Here is an 18,705-nt window from a genome sequence, read left to right as displayed (position 1 = left end):
AACGGCAAACGCCACGGCGCATGAGGGAGGGCGAAGCATCGCCCTCCCTTTCCCCGTCGATACGGGCGCATTCCCCGCGCGCTAGCTTCAGAACGAACTCAGTTGCAACGGCAAAGACTGTCCCTTTTCGGGATACTCACCGCGATTAACCATGTTTCGCGGGAGAATGTCTCGATGCGCTACACGCTGCCATTTCTGGCCCTGACGGTCCTGCTGGCCTCCGCCGCCGCCGTCTTGCCGCCCATGCCCGCCCTATCGCAGCAAATGCAAACCGCCGCGCCGGTCACGCCCGACCCGGAAGCCGCGGGCCTGATTGCCGAATACAACCGGCAAACGGCGGACCCCGGCCTCTCCGAGGCGGCGCGCACCGCGCTGGCCGCAGAGTTGGACAGAGAGCTCCAGGCCCTGCTGACCGCCGCCGCCAACGCCCCGCAAAAGACGCGCGAAATCATCGCCGCGATGAAAGCGGCAAGGATCGGCCTTCCGCTGACCGAGGAAGTCCGGGCCGTGCTGGAAACGGCGGGGCGCACGGCCACCGAAATCCGCAAACGGCAGGACGAGACCGCCATCGCGGAAATCGTCGACCGGCATGCGGGGGATCAGGAGGCGATTGCCGAAAGGGTGTCGGACTATATCGCAGGCTCCGACGACCCCGTTCGCACGACGGGCGTGGCGGCCCGCATGGCGGTCACCCCGCAATATGAAAGCGTGAAGCCCGCGCTCGGCGCCGGGATCGGCCGCGCCATCGCCATGCTGGGCATCGCCCAACCCGAACTCGCAAGCCAAATGGCGACAGCGGCGCAGGAAGTGGACGACCCGGCGCTGCAAAACGCCATCGCCGGGGGCGAACAGGAAATCACCGGGACACCGGCGACCGGCCCGACCGACAGCGACACGCCGGAGGAAGACCCCACACCGGAAAAACCGGCCAGCGCGAGCTAGCGGCCCGGCGACAGGCGCGCCTCCACGCCGCGGAAGGAACCGGCGACGGCGGACGCCTCTTCCTCGGCCCAGGCATCGGCCGCGAGCGCCCGGTCGAGCCGCACCGCGTCGAGCCCGGCATCGCGCGCCGCGGCGATCTCGCCCGCATGGTCGGAGAGGAACAGAATGTCGGCGGGCGCAAGGCCGGTTTCCTCGGCGATGCGTGCATAGGACGCGCTTTCGACCTTGGCGCCGATGGCCGTGTCGAAATAGCCGTCGAAAAGCGGCGTCAGATCGCCCTTGTCGGAATAGCCGAAAATGAGTTTCTGCGCGGAGACCGAGCCCGACGAATAGACATAGAGCTTGAGGCCCCGCTCGCGCCAGCGGCGCAGCTCGCCGGGCACATCCTCATAGACCTGCCCCTTCAGCGCACCGCCCTCATAGCCTTCGCGCCAGATGAGCCCCTGCAGGGTCTTGAGCGGCCCGGCCTTCCGGTCCTCCGCCATCCATTGCAGGAGAAGCGCGACCGTGGCCTCAAGGTCGAGATCCGGCGCGCCCGCCAGTTCGCGCGCTTCGTCCAGCGCCTTCGCCACCGCCGGCTCGTCGCCATGCGCGTCGCAAAACGCCGCGAGCCGTTCGCGCGCATAGGGAAACAGCACCTCATGCACGAATTCGATGGGCGTCGTCGTGCCTTCGATATCGGTCACGACGGCTTTCACGGCCTTCTGCGTCATGCGCTCTCCGTCAGGCGTTTTCGAATTTGGGGAACCGCTCCGCAATGTCGTCGCCGGTGAAATGCCCGACCCAGCCATCCGGCGTGGTGAAGATGCGGATCGCACAGAAATCCGGCGCGGGGCCGGTATCGAACCAGTGCGTCGTGCCCGCGGGCACGGAGATGAGATCGTTGCGCTCGCAGATCACGCGATAGACCTTGCCGCCCTTGCGCAAATAGAAGGCGCCCGCCCCGTCCACGAAGAAGCGTACCTCGTCATCGTCATGCGTATGCTCGGCAAGGAACTTCTTGCGCAGCTCGCCCGCTTGCGGATTGTCGGGCTTTACCCGCGCCACATCGACGCTCCGATAGCCGCCCTCCTCCATCAGCTTCGACACCTCCGTGTCATAGGCGGCGAGCACCGCCTCCTGGTCGGCGTCGGCGCCGAGCGCATGGGGCGCCGCCCAGCGCTCGAAAACCACGCCGATCTCCGTCAGCGTGTCGGCGATCCTGTTGCCGTCCTGCGTGTCGAGCAGAACCGTCGCCGGATCGGTGTCGGGATAAACCGTCAATCGGGTCATGGCCGTCCCTCCTCCATAAGCTGCGCGTTGAGCAGAAACTCGAACGCCTCCATATGCCGCAGCACATCCTTGTATGTCGCGCCCCAGACATAAAGCCCGTGCCCCGCGATGAGATAGCCGAAAGCGGGCGTGCTTTCGCGCAAGCGCCGCTCGACCAGCATGGCCAGGCGGTCCGTATCCTGATCGTTCGCGACGATGGGCACGTCGAGCACGGTTTCATGCGTGCGGATGCCGGAAAACGCCTTGAGCAGTTCCCAGCCTTCCAGCCGCAACACGCCTTCCGCCTCGTGACGGCGCGACAGCACGGTGCCCGCCAGCGAATGGACATGCGAGATGGCGCCGATGTCCGGCGCATGAGCGTAGCGCACCAGATGCAGCGGCCCCTCGGCGGAGGCGCGGGGATGTCTTTCGCCGTCGATTTCGGCCTCGATGACCTCGCCGCGCGTCAACGCCGCCTTGTTCGCGCCCGTCGCGGTGACGGCGGCATGCGTCGCATTCATGCGGACGGAAAAATTGCCGCTGGTGGCCGGCACGAGACCATGCGCGCCCGCATAATGCGCCATGGCAATCACACCGTCGGCGGCGTCGGCAAAACTCAAATCGGACGGTGTCTCGGCCATTCTTCGGCAATGCTCCGCTGGGGCGTCGTTCACAGCGGAACATAATTCATTTCGCGCCCGATGAAAGGGCCATGCCTCCGCTAGCGGTAGAGATGCGTCTCCACCCGCTCCAGATGGCGGCGATTGGTGCGCATGGCATGTTTGAAAAGGCGATAGGTCGCCACTTTCACCATGCCGGCCAGCAGGAAGGCGACGAGCGCGAAGCCCCAGACCATGAGCGCCAGCGGCCAGCCGATAGGCGTCATGAAGACGCCATAAACGGCGGCGAGCGTCCCGGCGACCTGGGTGAGTTCGGCGGGCACAACAAGCTTCCAGCTTGGCCAGGGCCGGTCCCAGAGCCAGCCTTCATTGCGGGTGAGATAGATCGTCATATGGCCCGCGACCAGCAGCTTCAGGAAGACCACCGTCTTCACCGTCTCCGCCGGCAACTGCAGATAGTCCCGCGCCAGCAGGAAGACGGTGAAACTCGAAATGACCCCGAAGACGCCGAGCGCCCCGGCCACGACCCGGATGCGCGTCATGTCCCAGCGTACCGGGCGCGGCGCGACAGGCGCATTGTCATAGGCGATCATCATGATCGAAAGATCGTTGAGGAGCGCCAGCAGCACGACCATCACGGCGGTGACGGGATAGAAGTTGAAGATCGCGATGCTCGCCGTCATGAAGATGAGAACGCGAATGGTCTCCGCGATGCGATAGGTCGCATAGCTCGTCATGCGCTCGAAAATGCGGCGCGCTTCCTCCACCGCGCGCGAGATGACCGAAAGCCCCGGCGCGGTGAGGACGAGATCGGCGGCGGCGCGGGCGGCATCCGTCGCGCCGCTGACGGCGACGCCCATATCCGCCTGTTTGAGCGCCGGGGCATCGTTCACCCCGTCGCCCGTCATGCCGACGATATGGCCGCGGCGCTGCAGCGTTTCCACGATCTCGAATTTGTGCTGGGGAAAGACGCGGGCGAACCCGTCCGCCTCGAGCACGGCCTTTTCCGTCCGGCCGTCGCCGTCGTCGCCGAAGACATCGCTCGCCACGAGAATGTTCTGCCCGAGATCGAGCTTGGCCGCGATCTCGCGCGCGATGGCCTCGTGGTCGCCCGTGATCATCTTGATGTCGATGCCGAGACGGCGCATCTCGGCGATGGTCGAGGCGCTGTCCTCGCGCGGCGGATCGAAAAGCGGCAGCAGGCCGAGAAGACGCCACGCGCCGTCTTCGCCCGCGCGGGCCACGCCGATCATGCGCAGGCCATGCGCCGCCGCCTCGTCCACCATCCTGCCGACGCGCATGCGCTCCTCCGGCGCGGCCCCGCACAGATCGAGCATCACCTGCGGCGCGCCCTTGGCGACGCTGAGACGCCGACCGTCCTTCTCAAGCTCGGCCTCCGCCCGCTTGGAAACCGGATCGAAGGGATGAAAGGCGACGCGCCGAAAGGCGGCAAGCGAGGCCTTGTCGGCAAGGCCTGCGAGGATCGCGGTGTCGATGGCGTCGGGCGCGTCCGGATCGCAGGCGAGCGCCGCCGCCCCGATCAGCTCCTCGGCGCTGACCCCGCCGAGCGGCTGCGCCTCGCCCAGCGTCAGCTCGTTCTTCGTCAATGTGCCCGTTTTGTCCGAACAAAGGACGTCCATGCCCGCCATCTCCTCGATGGAGACGAGGCGCGCAACGATGGCGCGCAGCGCGGCGAGCTTTTCCGCGCCCACCGCCATGGTGACCGAGAGAATGGCCGGCAGCGCCACCGGAATGGAGGCGACCGTCAGGATCAGCGCGAATTGCAGCGTCTCGAACAGCGGGTCGTGCCGGTAGAGCGCGATGATGACGGTGAAAGCGACGAGCGCGGCCGTGATGAGAATGAGGAAATTGCCGATCCGCAGGACGGCGCGCTGGAAATGCGAGACGCCCTTCGCCTTCTGAACGAGGCTTGCCGTGCGCCCGAAAAAGCTGCGCGGCCCCGTTTCGGTCACGACGCCGGTTCCCTCGCCCAGCCGCGCGATGGAGCCGGAATAAAGCGTCTCGCCCATGCCGCGATCGACCGGCAGCGACTCGCCCGTCAGCGCCGACTGGTCCACGCTCAGATAGTCGTCCTTCACGAGGATCATATCGGCGGGCACGATGGCGCCCATCTTCACCCGGACGATGTCGCCGGGGACGAGTTCGGCCGCGTCGATATCGCGCCAGCCGCCGTCGCGCAGCACGCGGGCGCGCGCCGCCAGACGCTTCTTCAGAAGCTGGATCGCATTGTCGGCCTTGTATTCCTGCCAGAAGCCGACCACTGCGTTGACCGCGAGCATGACGAGGATGATGGCCAGATCCGGCCAATGACCGAGCGCGGCGGACAGAATGGCCGCGATCTCGATCATCCACGGAATGGGGCCCCAGAAGAACCCGAAAAGGCGTAACAACAGGCTTCGATGCTTTTCCGCCAGTTCGTTGCGGCCGAATTTCTCAAGCCGCTGCGCCGCGTCCTCCGAGGAGAGCCCCTGCGCCGCGTCCACGCCGGTTTCCTTGAGGAGCGCCTCGACCGCCGCCGGGTCGAGCCTGTTTTCATCCGGCTGCGTCTTCCGCGATGTATCCGTATCGGCCCCGTCGGCCGGGGACGAACTGTCCGGCATGACAAACCTCGCATTGCTTCATGCCCACCCCCGCTCGCCCGCGAGTGTGCGCCCGCGCACCGCGAATGCCAAGCGCTCGCTGGCGGACCGGCACGAAGTTTGTCGGGGACCTATCGTCGCGGGCGTCAGCCTTCCTGCGCGACGGCGCGGAAGATTTCCATGAGGCCCTGGGTCACGTCTTCCCGGGGCTTTTCATAGTCGGAGATGACCCAGCGCATGGCGACATGCACGATGGCGCCGACAAGCCCCGCCGCCACCACATCCGGATCGGCCTTGCGGGCGACCGCCGCCTGCAGCAGTTCCGGCAGGCGCTCGCGCACCAGGTCGGTGAAGAGCTGCATGGCCGCGCGATAGATGCTCTCAAGCTCATGGCTCACGCCGATCACTTCGAGCAGCAGGATGCGCGCGAATTTCGGATCCTGTTCGATCTTGCCGAAATAGGCGTCGATCAGCGCCTTCGCCTTGGCGTCCGGCTCCTGCGGCGCCGCCTCGATGGCCTCGTTCATCAAGCCGCCGATGATTTCCGCCACGCGGTCGTAGACGGCGGCGAAAAAGGCCTCGCGATTGGCGAAGGATTCGTAGAAATAGCGCTCGGTAAGCCCGGCTTCCGCGCAGATCATCTTCACCGTCGCCTGCGCATAGCCCACCGTGCCGAAGACCTCCAGCCCCGCCTCGATCAGCTGCGCCCGGCGGACGGCCTTGCGCTCGGCCAGCGCCGCGCCGCGATACCGCCGCGCGGCCGTTCCCGTGGCCGCCCCGGCCTCCGCCGCGGCGCCCGTCCTTTCGGCGACGTTCCGTTCTTCATCCATGATCATGCGATATATTGACATACGGTGTTGTCAGAAACAAACGGCCGCGCCCCGCGCCCGCCGGTGCCGACGGCTGGCAGTCATGCCATGAATGCGCGCCGGAAAACAGGCGGGAAAACGGGTGGAGACGCTTCGCCACACCCGGGGGCGAGGGGCAAGCGGGGAAAGCCGCGCTAGAGCGAATTCAGGAAGGCGACGAGGGCGTCGCGCTCCCGCGAGGTCAGCTCGAATGTGTGGAGAAGCGGGGAATTCTCCAGCAAATGCCCGATAAGGGGATCGTCCGTCCCCTTCCCCCGTTTGGGCGAGACGCGCCCGCCCCCCGCGGCATAGAGGTTCACCAGCCCTTCGAGGCTCGGAAACACGCCATTATGCATATAGGGCCCGGTGCGGCTGACATGCCGCAGGCTGGCGGTGCGAAAGCCGCCCGCATCCGCCGGATCGCCGGTGACTTCATAGCGCCCCAGATCCTCCAGCTTGCGCCCGTAATAGCTGAGACCGAGATTGTGAAACTTCTCGTCGGCAAAGAGCGGGCCGTTATGGCAGTTGGCGCAGCCCGCCTTGGTGCGGAAGAGATGCAGGCCCCAGACTTCCTGCGCGGTGAGCGCCGCCTTGTTGCCCGCCATGAAAAGGTCGAACCGGGTCCGGCGCTCCAGCGTCATCTGAAACGCGGCCAGGGCGGTCAGAAGATCGTCGAGCCCTACCTCCTCGCCGCCGAAAAGGGTGCGGAACCGGTCGCGATATTCGGGCGCATCGGCGATCCGCGCGGCGATCCCGCCCAGATCGTGATTGGCCATTTCGGCCGGATCGGTAAGCGGGCCCAGCGCCTGCTCGCCCAGACTGCCGGCGCGCCCGTCCCAGAAAAGCGTTTCGCGGTATCCCGCATTGAAAAGGGAGAGCGCATTGCGCCGCCCCTGCCGGCGATCATGGCCGAAGGAGGTCGGCAGGCCGTCGCCCCATCCCAGACGCCTGTTATGGCAGTTCTGGCAGGCGATCTGGCCGGAGCGCGACAGACGCGGATCCTCGAAAAGGTCCTGTCCCAGCCGTGCGAGTTCCGCCGCCTCGCCTTCCGGTCGCGGCTCGATCTTGAGCGCGGCGAGTTCGCGAAACGCCGCCCCCTCGGCAAGCCGGGGCGCCGGCCACTCCGCCGACGGCGCGGCATAGACCGCTTTCAGCGCCGCGAGCTGCCCCTCATCGGGATCGGCCGGAAAGGACGCGGCAAGCCGCGCCCTTTCCACAGCTTCGTCATGGTTGAGGTCCGGTCCCGCCACAAGAACCGCGATGCCGCCGAGGAACAACAGGCCGCAAAGCGCAACAAGAAGGGTAAGACCGGACCGCATTGTCATCCTCAGAACGTCGCCGACGCGCCGATCCAGAAGGCTCGTCCCCGAACGAAGGGATTATTGTCGGTCGCCACCCTGTTACCGGCGGTATCGAGAAGATTCGTCACCTTCAACTCCAGCGCCAGACCATCATTTTCTCCCCATTTCCAGAGCATGGCTCTGGCCACAGCATCCACATTCAGCGTCGCGCCATAATCATGATCCTCGTAGAGGTCATGGCTAACACCTCCTACCGAAATGGTCGAGCCCGTGTCTCTTACGCCCTGATAAGGCATGAGCAAATCGGCAGACAGGCCTGCCTCGAATCTGTTGTCGAACCACCGCGAGAGCATGGCGAGATTGACCTTCACTGGTATGTCGAGATTGCCGGTGACCTTGTTGAAGGTCTCGCGCGTATAACTCTCGCCATTGTAGTAGATGTATTCGTCCGCGCCGTCGCTGTAGTAGTAGGTGTTGGTCGAAATCTCCCTGTCCGACCAAGTCAGCGACCCACTGAACCCCAGCCCGCTCAGGCGATAAAAATCGTCCACTTGCCAGCCCTTCGCATATTCGAGCGTCAAGGCACGATACCGCCCCGACCCGTCATTCGTCAGATAGGCCTTGGTGGAACTGCTGCTATGCGAAGTCGCATACTGGTCCCTCGAGTGCCGGTCGATATAGCGAAGGCGCAGATCGCCATGCAGGAAGGGATCTTCCGTCAGCAGGGCTAAGGTGTATTCGTCGACATAAGGCGTCTTCAGGCCCTGCGCGCTGGCGATATAGTCGCCGGTACTACCGAGCTGCGACCACGTCCCATCGACATTGCCCGCAGAATCGTGCGAACGCCGATAAGCTTGACCACGCGGCTGCTTATCGCGCACCGCCATGGCCAGCACTTGCTTCATCGAATAGTAGCGGTTGTAGCCCGCCTCAAGTTTCAGATCTTGGAACGGCATTACCATCGCGGTAAGCCGGGGCGCGACATCGAAATTATCAAAGTAGTCGTTGTAATCGCCGCGCACGCCCGCGCGAAAACCGAACCAGTCCCATGTCTGTGAGACTTCGGCAAAGGCATCGGCCAATGTCATTCTGGCCGTGATGTCATAGGCCGACCAGATCGTCCGAATGTCGGCATACTGCTCCGGTGAGCACTGCGGGTCGTCAGTCGGACAGATAAAGGACGAAAAGGCCGCAGGCTGGGCATCGTCGATCGTCTCGACTGCGGAATAGAAGGTAAAGTCTTCCGGCCGGACGCGGTTTGCTTCCACTTCGGTCACGCCCGTTCCTGCAATAAAGGTCCCTGCGCCGACTTCGCCGGAAATTTCCGTCTTCGCGCCCGTTTGCGTTTCAGCCTGTTTGCGGTCGCCATAGCCGCCCCGATAACAGGTGATCCGCGTGTCCGACGGATTGTCTCGACACCAGGAACCCAGTTCGCTCGACAGCCAACCGCTGCTTTCCTTCAACGTATAGGAATGCAGCTCGTTCGAATTGGACTGATTCTCGGTGGACGCATCGTTGAAGAAAACAATCGTCTCGACACCGACATTGGAAAGGTCGACGGCCCCAGCCTTCAACGTGCCCAGTTTTGCGCGGTGACGCAATTGCGTTGTGTAGGAAAAGGTGTCGACGTCATTGCGCAAGTCGAGATGGGTCGGGCTTTCGAAATCCTGATGATAATCGGTCAACGAGCCTTCCAGCTTGAACTCGCCGAATTGCGTATCGAGAACAGCGGCACCATTCGCGAAAAGGCTTTCCGAGTTTTCATCGACCCAACCCGAATAATATTTGTAGTCCCGCTGCTTGCGCGTGTCGGCCTCCGAAAGACTCACCCCGCCAATCCAGCGGAACCGATCGGTCACGGGCCCGCCGACCCAGGCCGCCTTGTCGTGGCGATGAAACTCGGGATGCTCGCGACCCAACGGGTTTTGCTCATCATCCGTCGCCACCTTGTAGTGAACGAAACTATCGTCCTGATAGTTGCCCTCTATGCCGGCGCGATACCTGTCTTTCGGTGGTTCAAGGAGGTCATAGGCCACGACACCACCCTGGAAATTGCCATACTTCGCAGAAGCGTTGCTGTCGATCACCGTCACATGGTCGACCATGGAACTCGGGACGAAGATGGACTGCGAATGCAAGCCATAAATCAGATCGGCATTCGGCAATCCGTCATCCGTGGTTAGTTCGTCTTCCGTGCGCTCCACACTGCCCGAATAGGTGTTGATGCCAACCCCATTGAGAATGATATTGTTCTCATAAGGTCGCCCGCCCGAGATCGAAAACTCCTTGGGCTGAAGGTTGATGACGTCTTCCTGGTCCTCACCGGGATCCTCATCGATATCATTCACATACTGAACGTTGGGCATGCTGCGCAGGAAGCTGTTTGCATCGCTCGAGCCGTTGGTGCGCACATCGAAGCTGTCTCGGCCCAGCACCGTCGTGCCGGAATCGCCGACGCCGCCACCAAGCGCTTCCCACGCCTGGTCCGCCGTTACGCGGATCGGATGCGTCACTGTGTCGTCTTTGGCCGCGCTTTTCGCGTCATCGGATGCCTTGTTCGCCTCGGTCTTGTCCGATTCGTCGGCAGCCTCGTTCCGGGTTGCATCCGCCTCCCCGGATTCCTGCCCGAAAGCGGGCGCGGAAATCAGAACGGCCAGCGCGAGAACGCCCGGACCGACCCATCGCCGCCGGCGCGCCGGCATGCCTGTTGCCAAAGATTTCATGAAGACCCCCTTCACACTGCGGAGGGCGGAGACCGGTCGCGGCGGAACCGGCAGAGGTCTTCGCCCACGCCCCCAAGGCGCGGACCTCACGATCCCCTGCAAAGACCCAGGTGCCCCCCTGGAAACTGACGCCGCCCTCCATGAGGGCGGGTTTCACGTCCTCCATGTGGAAAACGCGAAGGGAACCTAGAAAAAGGCCTTCCCGTTGTCAATGAAAATGCAAGTCATTCGCATATCAGAATTCGGGAAAGTGCGAAATCATCCCGCATCCCCCGTTTTCCTGCCGGCCAGACGCCAGAGCGCCTTGTCGGCTTCGACGATAACGAGCAGGGCCAGACCCGCCGCGACGAGCACCAGCCAATCGAAAGGCGCCAGCGGGGCGGTGCCGAACAGCGCCTGGGCGGGCGGCCAGTAGGTAAAGGCGGCCTGCAACGCGAAAACGGCAATGACGGCCGCGAAAACGGGCCGCGCGCCGCGCCCCCAATCGGCGCGGAACAGCGACAGGCGCAGCTCCCGGCAGTTCAGCAGATAGAACGCTTCGAAGGCGACCAGCAGGTTGACCGCCAGGGTCTGCCGGTGCTCCAGCGACGCGGCGGCCCCGCCGAAGCCGAAAAACACCGCGAAGATGCCCGCCATCATCAGCAGGGAGACGAAGGCGGTGCGCCATATGAGGCGGCCCGAGATCAGCGCCTCGCCCGCCGGACGGGGGCGCTGGATCATGATGTCCTTGCCGGCCGGCTCGAACGCAAGCGCAAGCGCGAGCGTGACCGTCGTCACCATGTTCACCCACAGGATCTGGACCGCGGTGACGGGCAGCATCGTGCCCGCCAGAATGGCGCCGATCAGCACCATCGCCTCGCCGCCGCTGGTCGGCAGGATGAAGACGATGGACTTCTTCAGGTTCTCATAGACGGTACGCCCCTCTTCCACCGCGCTGACGATGGACGCGAAATTGTCGTCGGCCAGCACCATGGCGGAAGCGTCCTTCGCGGCCTCCGTGCCGCGCGCGCCCATGGCAATGCCGATATCGGCCCGGGTCAGCGCCGGCGCATCGTTGACGCCGTCGCCGGTCATCGCCACGAGCTCGCCGCGCGCCTGCAGGGCATTCACCAGCCTCAATTTATGTTCGGGCGTGGTGCGGGCGAAGACATCCGCCCCGGCAACGCAGGCCCGCAAGCCCTCGTCGTCGAGACCGTCGATCTCCGTCCCCGTCACGACCGTGTCGCCCGAAAGTCCCACGCGCCGCGCAATCGCCTCGGCCGTCGCCGGATGGTCGCCGGTGATCATCTTGACGTCGATCCCCGCGCTCCGGCAGGCGGCCACCGCCTTCACCGCTTCCGGTCTCGGCGGGTCGGAAAGGCCGAGCATGCCCAGAAGCACGAAACCGCCTTCGAGATCGTCCTCGAGAATATCCGCCTTCCCCTCCTCCGCTGCGCGCCCGGCGACCGCGATGACCCGGTAGCCTTCCTCCATCAGGCGATGCATTTCCGCGTCCCAATAGGGCCGGTCCAGCGGCTGCTCGCCCGCGCCGCCGGGCTGGCGGTCGCAAATGGCAAGCACGGTCTCCGGCGCACCCTTGACGATCAGTTCCGCGCCCTGCGCCCCGTCCGGTGCGGTCAGGACCGCCATCAGGCGCCGCCGGGATTCGAAGGGCACGACGTCCAGCCGCGGCCGGGCAAGGTCGAGCGCCTGCGTATCGAGGCCGACCTTGGGAGCTGCGGCGAGGATCGCCCCTTCCAGGGGATCGCCCTGCACGGCCCATCCCCCGGCCCGCTTTTCGAGCGCGGCATCCGAGCAGAGCGCCCCCGCCCCGAGCAGGCGCCGCACCTCCGCTTCCGCGAGATCGCCGTCGCCATCCGTCGACAGGCGGCCTTCCGGCTCATATCCGTTGCCGCTGAAATCGTGCCGGCCGCCGGGCGTCACCACGCGCTCCACCATCATCTGGTTGAAAGTGAGCGTACCGGTCTTGTCGGTGCAGATGACGGTGACGGAGCCCAGCGCCTCCACGGCGGGCAGATAGCGGATGATGGCGTTGCGCGAGGCCATGCGCTGCACGCCGATGGCCAGTGCGATGGTCATGATGGCGGGCAGGCCTTCGGGGATCGCCGCCACGGCAATCGCCACCGCGGCCAGGAACATCTCCTGCAGCGCATATCCGCGAACGAGCGTCCCGAACAGGACCGCCGCGACGGCGACCGCGCCGATCACGACGGTGAGCTGCCCGCCGAATTTCCGCAGCCGCTTCATCAGCGGCGTTTCCATGCTCTCCGCTTCGGCGATCATCCGGCCGATCCGGCCCATTTCGCTTTCCTGGCCGGTCGCCACGACCACGCCTTCGCCCCCGCCGCGCGTGACGAGCGTGCTCGAATAGGCCATGTCGTGCCGGTCCGCCATGGGCGTCTCCGGCGCGTGGGGTGTCGTATTCTTCGCCACGGGCAGGGATTCGCCCGTCAGCGCGGCCTCCTGTATTTCAAGACCGCGCGCGCCCAGCAGCCGGAGATCGGCCGGCACCCGGTCGCCCGGATCGAGCAGCACGATGTCGCCGGGGACGAGTTCCCGGGCCGCGATCTGGCGCCGCGCGCCGTCGCGCCGGACCGTGGCAAGCGGCGCAAGCATCTCGCGAATGGCATCGAGCGCGGCCTCGGCCCTGCCCTCCTGAATGAAACCGATGATCGCGTTGATGAAGACGACGCCCAGAATGACCATCGCATCCGTGAAATGCCCGATGGCGCCCGTGACGGCCGCCGCCGCCAGCAGCACATAGATGAGGACATTCCGGAACTGGTCGAGGAACCGCCGCAGGGGCCCGCGCTGTTTGGTTTCGGGCAGGCTGTTCGGGCCATGGCTCTCCAGCCGGCGCGCCGCGTCCTCCTCGCCGAGCCCGTCGCCCTGAGTCGCCAGGGCGTTCAGGACATCGCCTTCCTCCATGGCGTGCCAGGGCCGCTGCGTTCCAGTCCGATACTCACTCATTCACAAAGCCCCGCCGCTTTCCACTCGGTTGCGCAGAATGCCCCTGCCTGGACACATGATAAATGCGACACGCGCGGCGCCGCGACCACCCCCAAATTGTCACATCCGGGCCTATAACCAAAAATTTACGACTATACCTCTTGTATAGAACTAAAGTCGTGGCGTTATAGGTGTAACAACACTGAGTCTATGGTTAATGGGGGTCCGATATGAATAGCCTTTTTCAGGGAAGCCTCGCTGCGGCCCAATCATCCGCCGTAATTGTCGATCCGGCCTTCGCCTCGGCGTTGACCCTTGCCGGACAAACCGCCAATGCGCTCCAGCTGACAGAGCGAGCCGGCCATTTTTCATGGGAAGCCCCGCCCACGCGCGCGGCCTTTCTGGAGACGATCGGCCGGGGCAACGACCCGCGTCTCCTGCTGGTTTCGCTGCTGCCCGACCAGGGGAACGACGCCGACGACGCGCTTTCCGGCCTCTCCGCGGAGGAATGGATCACCCGGATCCACCATGCCTGCGCCGGCAGCGAGGCCCGCAGCCGCACCCATATCATCCTGCTGGCGACCCAGCTTTGCCCGCGCACCGTCTCCCGGCTGGGCCGCAGCACCTCATGGTCGAGCCTGCCGCACCCCTTCGCCGAGGAAGACCTCGCCGCGGCCTATCAGGACGGCGTGCGGAAGCTGAACGAGCTTTGCCATATCGCCTATTTCACCGACACGATCCGCTCCGAAGCGGAGCTGATGATGGCCCGGACCTCCAACATGCTGGGCGTTCTCGACCGGCTGGACGACGCCTCCCGCAAGACCGACGGCAATGCGGGCAATGGCGGCGTCAACGGCGCCGTTTCGGGCACGCTCGTCTCGCTCGGCGCGGCCCGGCGGGGCGGCACGGCGGGAGATCCCTCGCTCGACCAGGCCCAGATGCGCCGATGGGTCCGCGCCCTGATCGAATTGTCCGGCACCCGGTCCAACTACCTGCCCGGCAAGCTGTTTTCCGACCCCGCCTGGGACATGCTGCTCGACCTCGCCGAGGCCCGGCTGTCCAGCAAGCGCGTATCGGTATCGAGCCTGTGCATCGCGGCCAATGTGCCCGCCACCACGGCGCTGCGCCGCATCGGCGATCTCGTGGCCGAAAACCTGGCGACCCGCGTCCGCGACCCCGAGGACGGACGGCGCGTCTTCGTGGAACTGACCGACGACGCCTTCGCACAGATGATGGCCTATGTCGCCAGCGTGACGAACCGGATGCCCAAAGCACCCCAGCTCGCGGAAACGCAAGCCGCCGCCCATACGAGCGAAGCCGTAGCGGCGCCCCTTCAGTCCCGCGCCTGACCGCCGGCGCGGGCACCCCGAAACGGCGAAAAACCGGAACGGGCGGCTTCCTCCTTGCAATTCCTCGCCCGCCATGCGGAATATTCATCAGGATATAACGCATGGTAGGAGGGACCGCCCGTGTCGCTTTTCACCAAGACTTTCACCGGATGGCGCAAGGCGACCGCGCGCACTGCGCCGGGCATTCTGCTCGGCGTCCTGCTGGGCGCCATGGCGCTCGCGGCGCGCCCGGCCATGGCCGAACCGCCGACCGTCTTCGCCGCCGCGAGCCTGACCGATGCAATGACGGCGGCCGGCCGTGCCTATGAAGAAAGGACCGGCACGGAAATCCGGTTTTCCTTTGCCTCCTCCTCCACCCTCGCCCGCCAGATCGAGGCCGGCGCGCCCGCCGATCTCTATGCCTCCGCCAATGAAAAATGGATGGACCGTCTGGAAACGCGCGGCCTCATCCTTCCCGGCACCAGAACGAGCCCCATCGCGAACGGGCTGGTGCTGATCGCCCCGGAAACCGGCGCACCGCCGAAAGACGAAACCATCGACAACCTGCCGGCACTTCTCGGTGCACAGGGCCGCCTCGCCATGGGCGACCCGGCCCATGTGCCCGCGGGCATCTATGGCAAGGAGGCGCTGGAACATCTGGGCCTGTGGAAAACCCTCGAACCGCGTCTGGCCGCCGCCGACAATGTGCGCGCCGCGCTGGCGCTGGTCGAACGCGGCGAAGCGCCCTATGGCATCGTCTATGCGACCGATGCGCGGATTGCGAAGGTGCGGGTGGTCGCCGCCTTCCCCGACAAGAGCCACACGCCCGTCACCTACCCCTTCGCCCTGGTCAAGGGTGGCGATAACGACGAGGCGAAAGACTTTCTGAGCTTCCTGACAAGCGACGACGGACTTGCCATATTCGAACGCTTCGGCTTCCGCCGGAACTGACAACCGCCAAGGGACGCTGCGAACATGCTGCATGGCTGGCTGAGCGATGCCGAGATCGAGGCGCTGGCACTGAGCCTGCGCGTCTCGCTGGTGGCCGTCGGCGTGGCGCTGCCCTTCGCCGTCGGCGCGGCGCTTCTCCTCTCGCGCCGGCGCTTTCCGGGCCGGGGCGTTCTCGACGCGCTGGTGCATCTGCCGCTCATCCTGCCGCCGGTGGTGATGGGCTATCTGCTGCTCGTCACGCTGGGCACGCGCGCGCCGCTCGGCCACTGGCTGGACGCGACATTCGGCATCCGCTTCGTCTTCAGCTGGACGGGCGCGGCACTCGCCGCCGGGATCGTCACCTTCCCGTTCCAGGTCCGCGCCATAAGGCTGGCGCTGGAAGCCATCGACCCGAAACTTTCCGAGGCCGCCGAAACGCTGGGCGCCGGCCCCCTCGACCGGCTCTGGAACCTGACTCTGCCGCTCGCCGCGCCAGGCATCATCGCAGGCGCCATCACCGCCTTTGCCGCGAGCCTCGGCGAATTCGGCGCCATCATCACTTTCGTCTCCAACATTCCCGGCGAAACCCGCACCCTGCCGCTCGCCATCTATTCGGCCATCCAGACGCCGGGCGGCGAAGCGGCGGCGGCGCGTCTCGTTGCGCTCTCCATCGTGCTCGCGCTGGCCGGTCTCGCCCTTGCCGAATATGCGGCCTGGCGCGTCAGGAAGATGCTCGGCACATGACGCTCGATATTCGCCTCCGCCATCGCTTTCCCGACTTCGCGCTCGATATCGCCTTCGCCGCGGAAGAAACCGGCATCACCGCCCTGTTCGGCCCGTCCGGCGCGGGCAAGACGAGCACGATCAACGCCATCGCCGGTCTCTTCACGCCCGAGAGCGGCCGCATCGCCATCGGCGGCGAAACCCTGTTCGACACGGCAACCGGCATCGACCTGCCGGCCCGCGCGCGGCGCATCGGCTATGTCTTTCAGGAGGCCCGGCTGTTTCCGCATCTGAGCGTCGCCGCCAATCTCGATTTCGGCGCGAAACGCTCGCCCGACCCGCTGCCGCCCGCCGAGAGACAACGCATTCTCGACATGCTCGGCATCGACCATCTGGCCAGGCGCCGCCCGCGCAATCTCTCCGGCGGCGAGCGCCAGCGCGTCTCGCTCGGCCGGGCGCTCATGGCCAATCCGCGCATTCTGCTGCTGGACGAACCCATGGCCGCGCTCGACGCGGCGCGCAAGGCCGACATCATGCCGTTTCTGGAACGGCTGCGCGACGAAGCGCGCATTCCCGTCCTGCTGGTCAGCCACGCCATCGAGGAAGTCACGCAGCTTGCCGACAATGTGGTGTTTCTCGACGAGGGAAAGGTGCTGGCCTCCGGCCCCGCCGAAGACGTGCTCTCCCGCGCCGACCTGTCGCCGCGCGGCGCTTTTCTGGAAGCGGGCGCGGTCATTTCCGGCAAGGTGGCGTCGCAGGACGACGCGCATGGCATGACGGAAATCGGCTTCGAGGGCGGAACGCTCTGGGTACCGCGCCTGACGGCGGCGCCCGGCAGCCCGGTGCGCCTGCGCGTGAAAGCCAGCGACGTCATGCTGGCGCTGGAAGAACCGCGCGGCGTCAGCGCCAACAACATCGTCGCGGCTACCGTGGCCGCGATCCGCGAGACGGCGGACGGCCTCTATCTCGATGTCGAACTGACATGCGGCCATGCGCGGCTCCTGTCGCGCATCACCCGCAAATCATGCGAAAGACTGGAGGTGAGGTCGGGCATGACGCTCTTTGCCGTGATCAAATCGGTCAGCGTCGAACGCCATGCCCGCCGGGGAGGAGAGGAAAACTCAGGCGGCGCCTGAGGAAATTCCGGCAAGCGCATCCACGTCGCGGATCAGGATTTCCCGCGTGGACAGCGCGCGAACGATGCCGGACCGACGAAGCTCGCTGATCGCCCGGCTCACCGTCTCGATGGTGAGACCGAGATAGTCGGCAATGTCCTGACGCCCCATCGGCAGGTAGACGCGGGTATCGCAATATTTATCCGCAGGCTGACGGTCGAGAACCATCAGCAGGAAAGACGCGATGCGTTCGCGCGCGGTCTGGCGGCCCAGCATGACGAGATGGCTCTTCGCCGAGGACAGTTCGCGCAGGACTTCCGCCAGCACACGCTCGCTCGTGGCGGGAACGGATTTGCAGGCCTCGCCCATCGTCTGGCGCGAATAGCGGACGAGCACCGCGTCTTCCACGGCTTCCGCCGTCAGCGTGTAATTGTCTTCCGCGATGAAACCGAAAGTGTCGCCGGGCAGGCAGAAATCGGAAATCTGGCGGCGGCCGTCGGGAAGCAGTTTGCACAGGCGCACCGCCCCGCTGATGACGCGGTAAGAATACTCCGCCTTTTCGCCTTCCTCGAAGAGCGTCCTGTTGCGCGCGAGGGACATGGTGACGCCGAGATTACCGGCGGCCAGCACATCCGGCTGCGCCTCCCGAACCATGGCGGACGCCTTGTGCCGGGCGCTCTTCCCGCCGCCGATGGAAAGGACATTTTCCGCAGCGCCCCGGGAGGAGAAATCTTCCTGAAAATCATGGGTAAGCGACATTGGGAAACCCCCTTTTCGTTTCCGTTTCCAAAAGCCCGTCTGCTTTCATGCTGAAACTATGAGGCCGGGAGGCGCGCCGGAAAATTCAGGAATTCCACTTAAGGGTATCTACGTAGGCCCCTAGACCGCCGCGGAAGAGCGAAGCGCCGCCGCGATGGCATGGGCCAGCGCTTCCTCGTTCACGGGCTTTTCCAGCATATCCAGCGCGCCCGCTCCGACCACGCGGGAGCGCGTCGCCAGATCGCCCTTGCCGGTAATGACGATGGCGGGAATGCTGTCGCCCCGGGCACGCAGCCGCTCCAGCACCTCGACGCCGCCCATGCCCGGCATGTGGAGATCGAGCAGCAGGCAGGAAAGCGTCAGGCCGCGGAGACCGGTCCTCAGAAAGGCGCAAGCGGACGGGAAATCCTCCACGGACATTCCGTAGGATTCCAGTAGTACCCGCATTGAATCGCGCACCGCGTCGTCGTCATCGACGACATAGGCCGTTGCGCCTTCGAGAATGTCCAAACACGTCTCCTGCCACCCTGAGCTTCATTGAATTGAAACATAGGTAAGCGAGCCATTTCGGGAAATAGGGAATTACCCTTACCCGGATAGGGGCATTGAAGCGGCC

Annotated in this window: 15 protein-coding genes; 5 read left to right on the top strand and 10 right to left on the bottom strand. The window is 65.3% G+C overall.

Translation table 11 applies throughout. From position 1 onward, the window contains the following. The first annotated feature begins 174 nt into the window (after positions 1 to 174). Complete coding sequence (locus FHS78_RS08950) at positions 175 to 942, top strand: hypothetical protein (protein WP_167093358.1); 768 nt, start codon at positions 175 to 177, stop codon at positions 940 to 942. On the opposite strand, the gene mtnC is transcribed toward FHS78_RS08950, so the two are convergent. From mtnC to FHS78_RS08910, 8 genes are all read right to left on the bottom strand, one after another. Continuing rightward, complete coding sequence (mtnC, locus tag FHS78_RS08945) at positions 939 to 1,655, bottom strand: acireductone synthase (protein ID WP_167093356.1); 717 nt, start codon at positions 1,653 to 1,655, stop codon at positions 939 to 941. The genes FHS78_RS08950 and mtnC overlap by 4 nt on opposite strands. A 10-nt stretch (positions 1,656 to 1,665) precedes the next feature. Further along, a complete protein-coding gene (locus FHS78_RS08940) occupies positions 1,666 to 2,214 on the bottom strand; it encodes a 1,2-dihydroxy-3-keto-5-methylthiopentene dioxygenase (RefSeq protein ID WP_167093354.1) in 549 nt (182 codons plus the stop codon). Further along, on the bottom strand, positions 2,211 to 2,834 hold the full coding sequence (gene mtnB / locus FHS78_RS08935) for a methylthioribulose 1-phosphate dehydratase (protein ID WP_167093352.1): 624 nt from the start codon (positions 2,832 to 2,834) through the stop codon (positions 2,211 to 2,213). The genes FHS78_RS08940 and mtnB overlap by 4 nt, the downstream gene beginning before the upstream one ends. 80 nt (positions 2,835 to 2,914) lie before the next feature. Then, on the bottom strand, positions 2,915 to 5,434 hold the full coding sequence (locus tag FHS78_RS08930; protein ID WP_167093350.1) for a plasma-membrane proton-efflux P-type ATPase: 2,520 nt from the start codon (positions 5,432 to 5,434) through the stop codon (positions 2,915 to 2,917). Between the two features lie 125 nt (positions 5,435 to 5,559). Then, positions 5,560 to 6,249: a TetR/AcrR family transcriptional regulator gene (locus FHS78_RS08925; RefSeq protein WP_167093348.1), complete on the bottom strand. Its 690-nt coding sequence runs from the start codon at positions 6,247 to 6,249 to the stop codon at positions 5,560 to 5,562. A 167-nt stretch (positions 6,250 to 6,416) separates the two neighbouring features. After that, the gene (locus FHS78_RS08920; protein ID WP_167093346.1) at positions 6,417 to 7,580 is read right to left on the bottom strand and encodes a cytochrome-c peroxidase; all 1,164 of its coding nucleotides are present in this window, start codon (positions 7,578 to 7,580) and stop codon (positions 6,417 to 6,419) included. Between the two features lie 8 nt (positions 7,581 to 7,588). Then, a complete protein-coding gene (locus tag FHS78_RS08915; protein WP_167093344.1) occupies positions 7,589 to 10,387 on the bottom strand; it encodes a TonB-dependent receptor in 2,799 nt (932 codons plus the stop codon). A gap of 156 nt (positions 10,388 to 10,543) precedes the next feature. Further along, a complete protein-coding gene (locus tag FHS78_RS08910; RefSeq protein WP_167093342.1) occupies positions 10,544 to 13,255 on the bottom strand; it encodes a cation-translocating P-type ATPase in 2,712 nt (903 codons plus the stop codon). Between the two features lie 209 nt (positions 13,256 to 13,464). On the opposite strand from FHS78_RS08910, the gene FHS78_RS19365 reads away from it, so the two are divergent. The 4 genes from FHS78_RS19365 (at position 13,465) to modC (ending at position 17,351) form a co-directional block, all read left to right on the top strand. Further along, the gene (locus tag FHS78_RS19365; RefSeq protein ID WP_246220417.1) at positions 13,465 to 14,583 is read left to right on the top strand and encodes a winged helix DNA-binding protein; all 1,119 of its coding nucleotides are present in this window, start codon (positions 13,465 to 13,467) and stop codon (positions 14,581 to 14,583) included. Between the two features lie 120 nt (positions 14,584 to 14,703). Next, a complete protein-coding gene (modA, locus tag FHS78_RS08900; RefSeq protein ID WP_343041945.1) occupies positions 14,704 to 15,513 on the top strand; it encodes a molybdate ABC transporter substrate-binding protein in 810 nt (269 codons plus the stop codon). Between the two features lie 24 nt (positions 15,514 to 15,537). Then, entirely contained in the window at positions 15,538 to 16,236 is a 699-nt protein-coding gene (gene modB / locus FHS78_RS08895; protein WP_167093340.1) for a molybdate ABC transporter permease subunit, read from the top strand. Then, positions 16,233 to 17,351 carry a molybdenum ABC transporter ATP-binding protein gene (modC, locus tag FHS78_RS08890; RefSeq protein ID WP_167093338.1) on the top strand — a complete coding sequence of 373 codons (1,119 nt, stop codon included), beginning with the start codon at positions 16,233 to 16,235 and terminating at the stop codon, positions 17,349 to 17,351. The genes modB and modC overlap by 4 nt, the downstream gene beginning before the upstream one ends. Here modC and FHS78_RS08885 read toward each other — a convergent pair. Together FHS78_RS08885 and FHS78_RS08880 are read right to left on the bottom strand one after the other, a co-directional pair. After that, on the bottom strand, positions 17,337 to 18,089 hold the full coding sequence (locus FHS78_RS08885; protein ID WP_167093336.1) for a helix-turn-helix domain-containing protein: 753 nt from the start codon (positions 18,087 to 18,089) through the stop codon (positions 17,337 to 17,339). The two genes, modC and FHS78_RS08885, sit on opposite strands and share 15 nt — an antisense overlap. A 120-nt stretch (positions 18,090 to 18,209) precedes the next feature. Then, positions 18,210 to 18,599 (bottom strand): response regulator, encoded by a 390-nt coding sequence (locus FHS78_RS08880; RefSeq protein WP_167093334.1) that lies wholly within the window; start codon positions 18,597 to 18,599, stop codon positions 18,210 to 18,212. Between the last annotated feature and the right edge of the window lie 106 nt (positions 18,600 to 18,705).

Source organism: Parvibaculum indicum (genome assembly GCF_011762095.1).
GTDB classification, from domain to species: Bacteria; Pseudomonadota; Alphaproteobacteria; order Parvibaculales; family Parvibaculaceae; genus Parvibaculum; species Parvibaculum indicum.
This window is presented reverse-complemented; position numbering and strand designations above follow the sequence as displayed.

Bases quoted from the DNA above. Each gene is read 5' to 3' on its own strand.
- FHS78_RS08940 (WP_167093354.1), bottom strand. From the start codon at position 2,214: ATGACCCGATTGACGGTTTATCCCGACACCGATCCGGCGACGGTTCTG.
- FHS78_RS08925 (WP_167093348.1), bottom strand. From the start codon at position 6,249: ATGATCATGGATGAAGAACGGAACGTCGCCGAAAGGACGGGCGCCGCG.
- mtnB (WP_167093352.1), bottom strand. From the start codon at position 2,834: ATGGCCGAGACACCGTCCGATTTGAGTTTTGCCGACGCCGCCGACGGT.
- modB (WP_167093340.1), top strand. From the start codon at position 15,538: ATGCTGCATGGCTGGCTGAGCGATGCCGAGATCGAGGCGCTGGCACTG.
- FHS78_RS08885 (WP_167093336.1), bottom strand. From the start codon at position 18,089: ATGTCGCTTACCCATGATTTTCAGGAAGATTTCTCCTCCCGGGGCGCT.
- FHS78_RS19365 (WP_246220417.1), top strand. From the start codon at position 13,465: ATGAATAGCCTTTTTCAGGGAAGCCTCGCTGCGGCCCAATCATCCGCC.
- FHS78_RS08920 (WP_167093346.1), bottom strand. From the start codon at position 7,580: ATGCGGTCCGGTCTTACCCTTCTTGTTGCGCTTTGCGGCCTGTTGTTC.
- FHS78_RS08950 (WP_167093358.1), top strand. From the start codon at position 175: ATGCGCTACACGCTGCCATTTCTGGCCCTGACGGTCCTGCTGGCCTCC.
- modC (WP_167093338.1), top strand. From the start codon at position 16,233: ATGACGCTCGATATTCGCCTCCGCCATCGCTTTCCCGACTTCGCGCTC.
- FHS78_RS08930 (WP_167093350.1), bottom strand. From the start codon at position 5,434: ATGCCGGACAGTTCGTCCCCGGCCGACGGGGCCGATACGGATACATCG.
- FHS78_RS08910 (WP_167093342.1), bottom strand. From the start codon at position 13,255: ATGAGTGAGTATCGGACTGGAACGCAGCGGCCCTGGCACGCCATGGAG.
- mtnC (WP_167093356.1), bottom strand. From the start codon at position 1,655: ATGACGCAGAAGGCCGTGAAAGCCGTCGTGACCGATATCGAAGGCACG.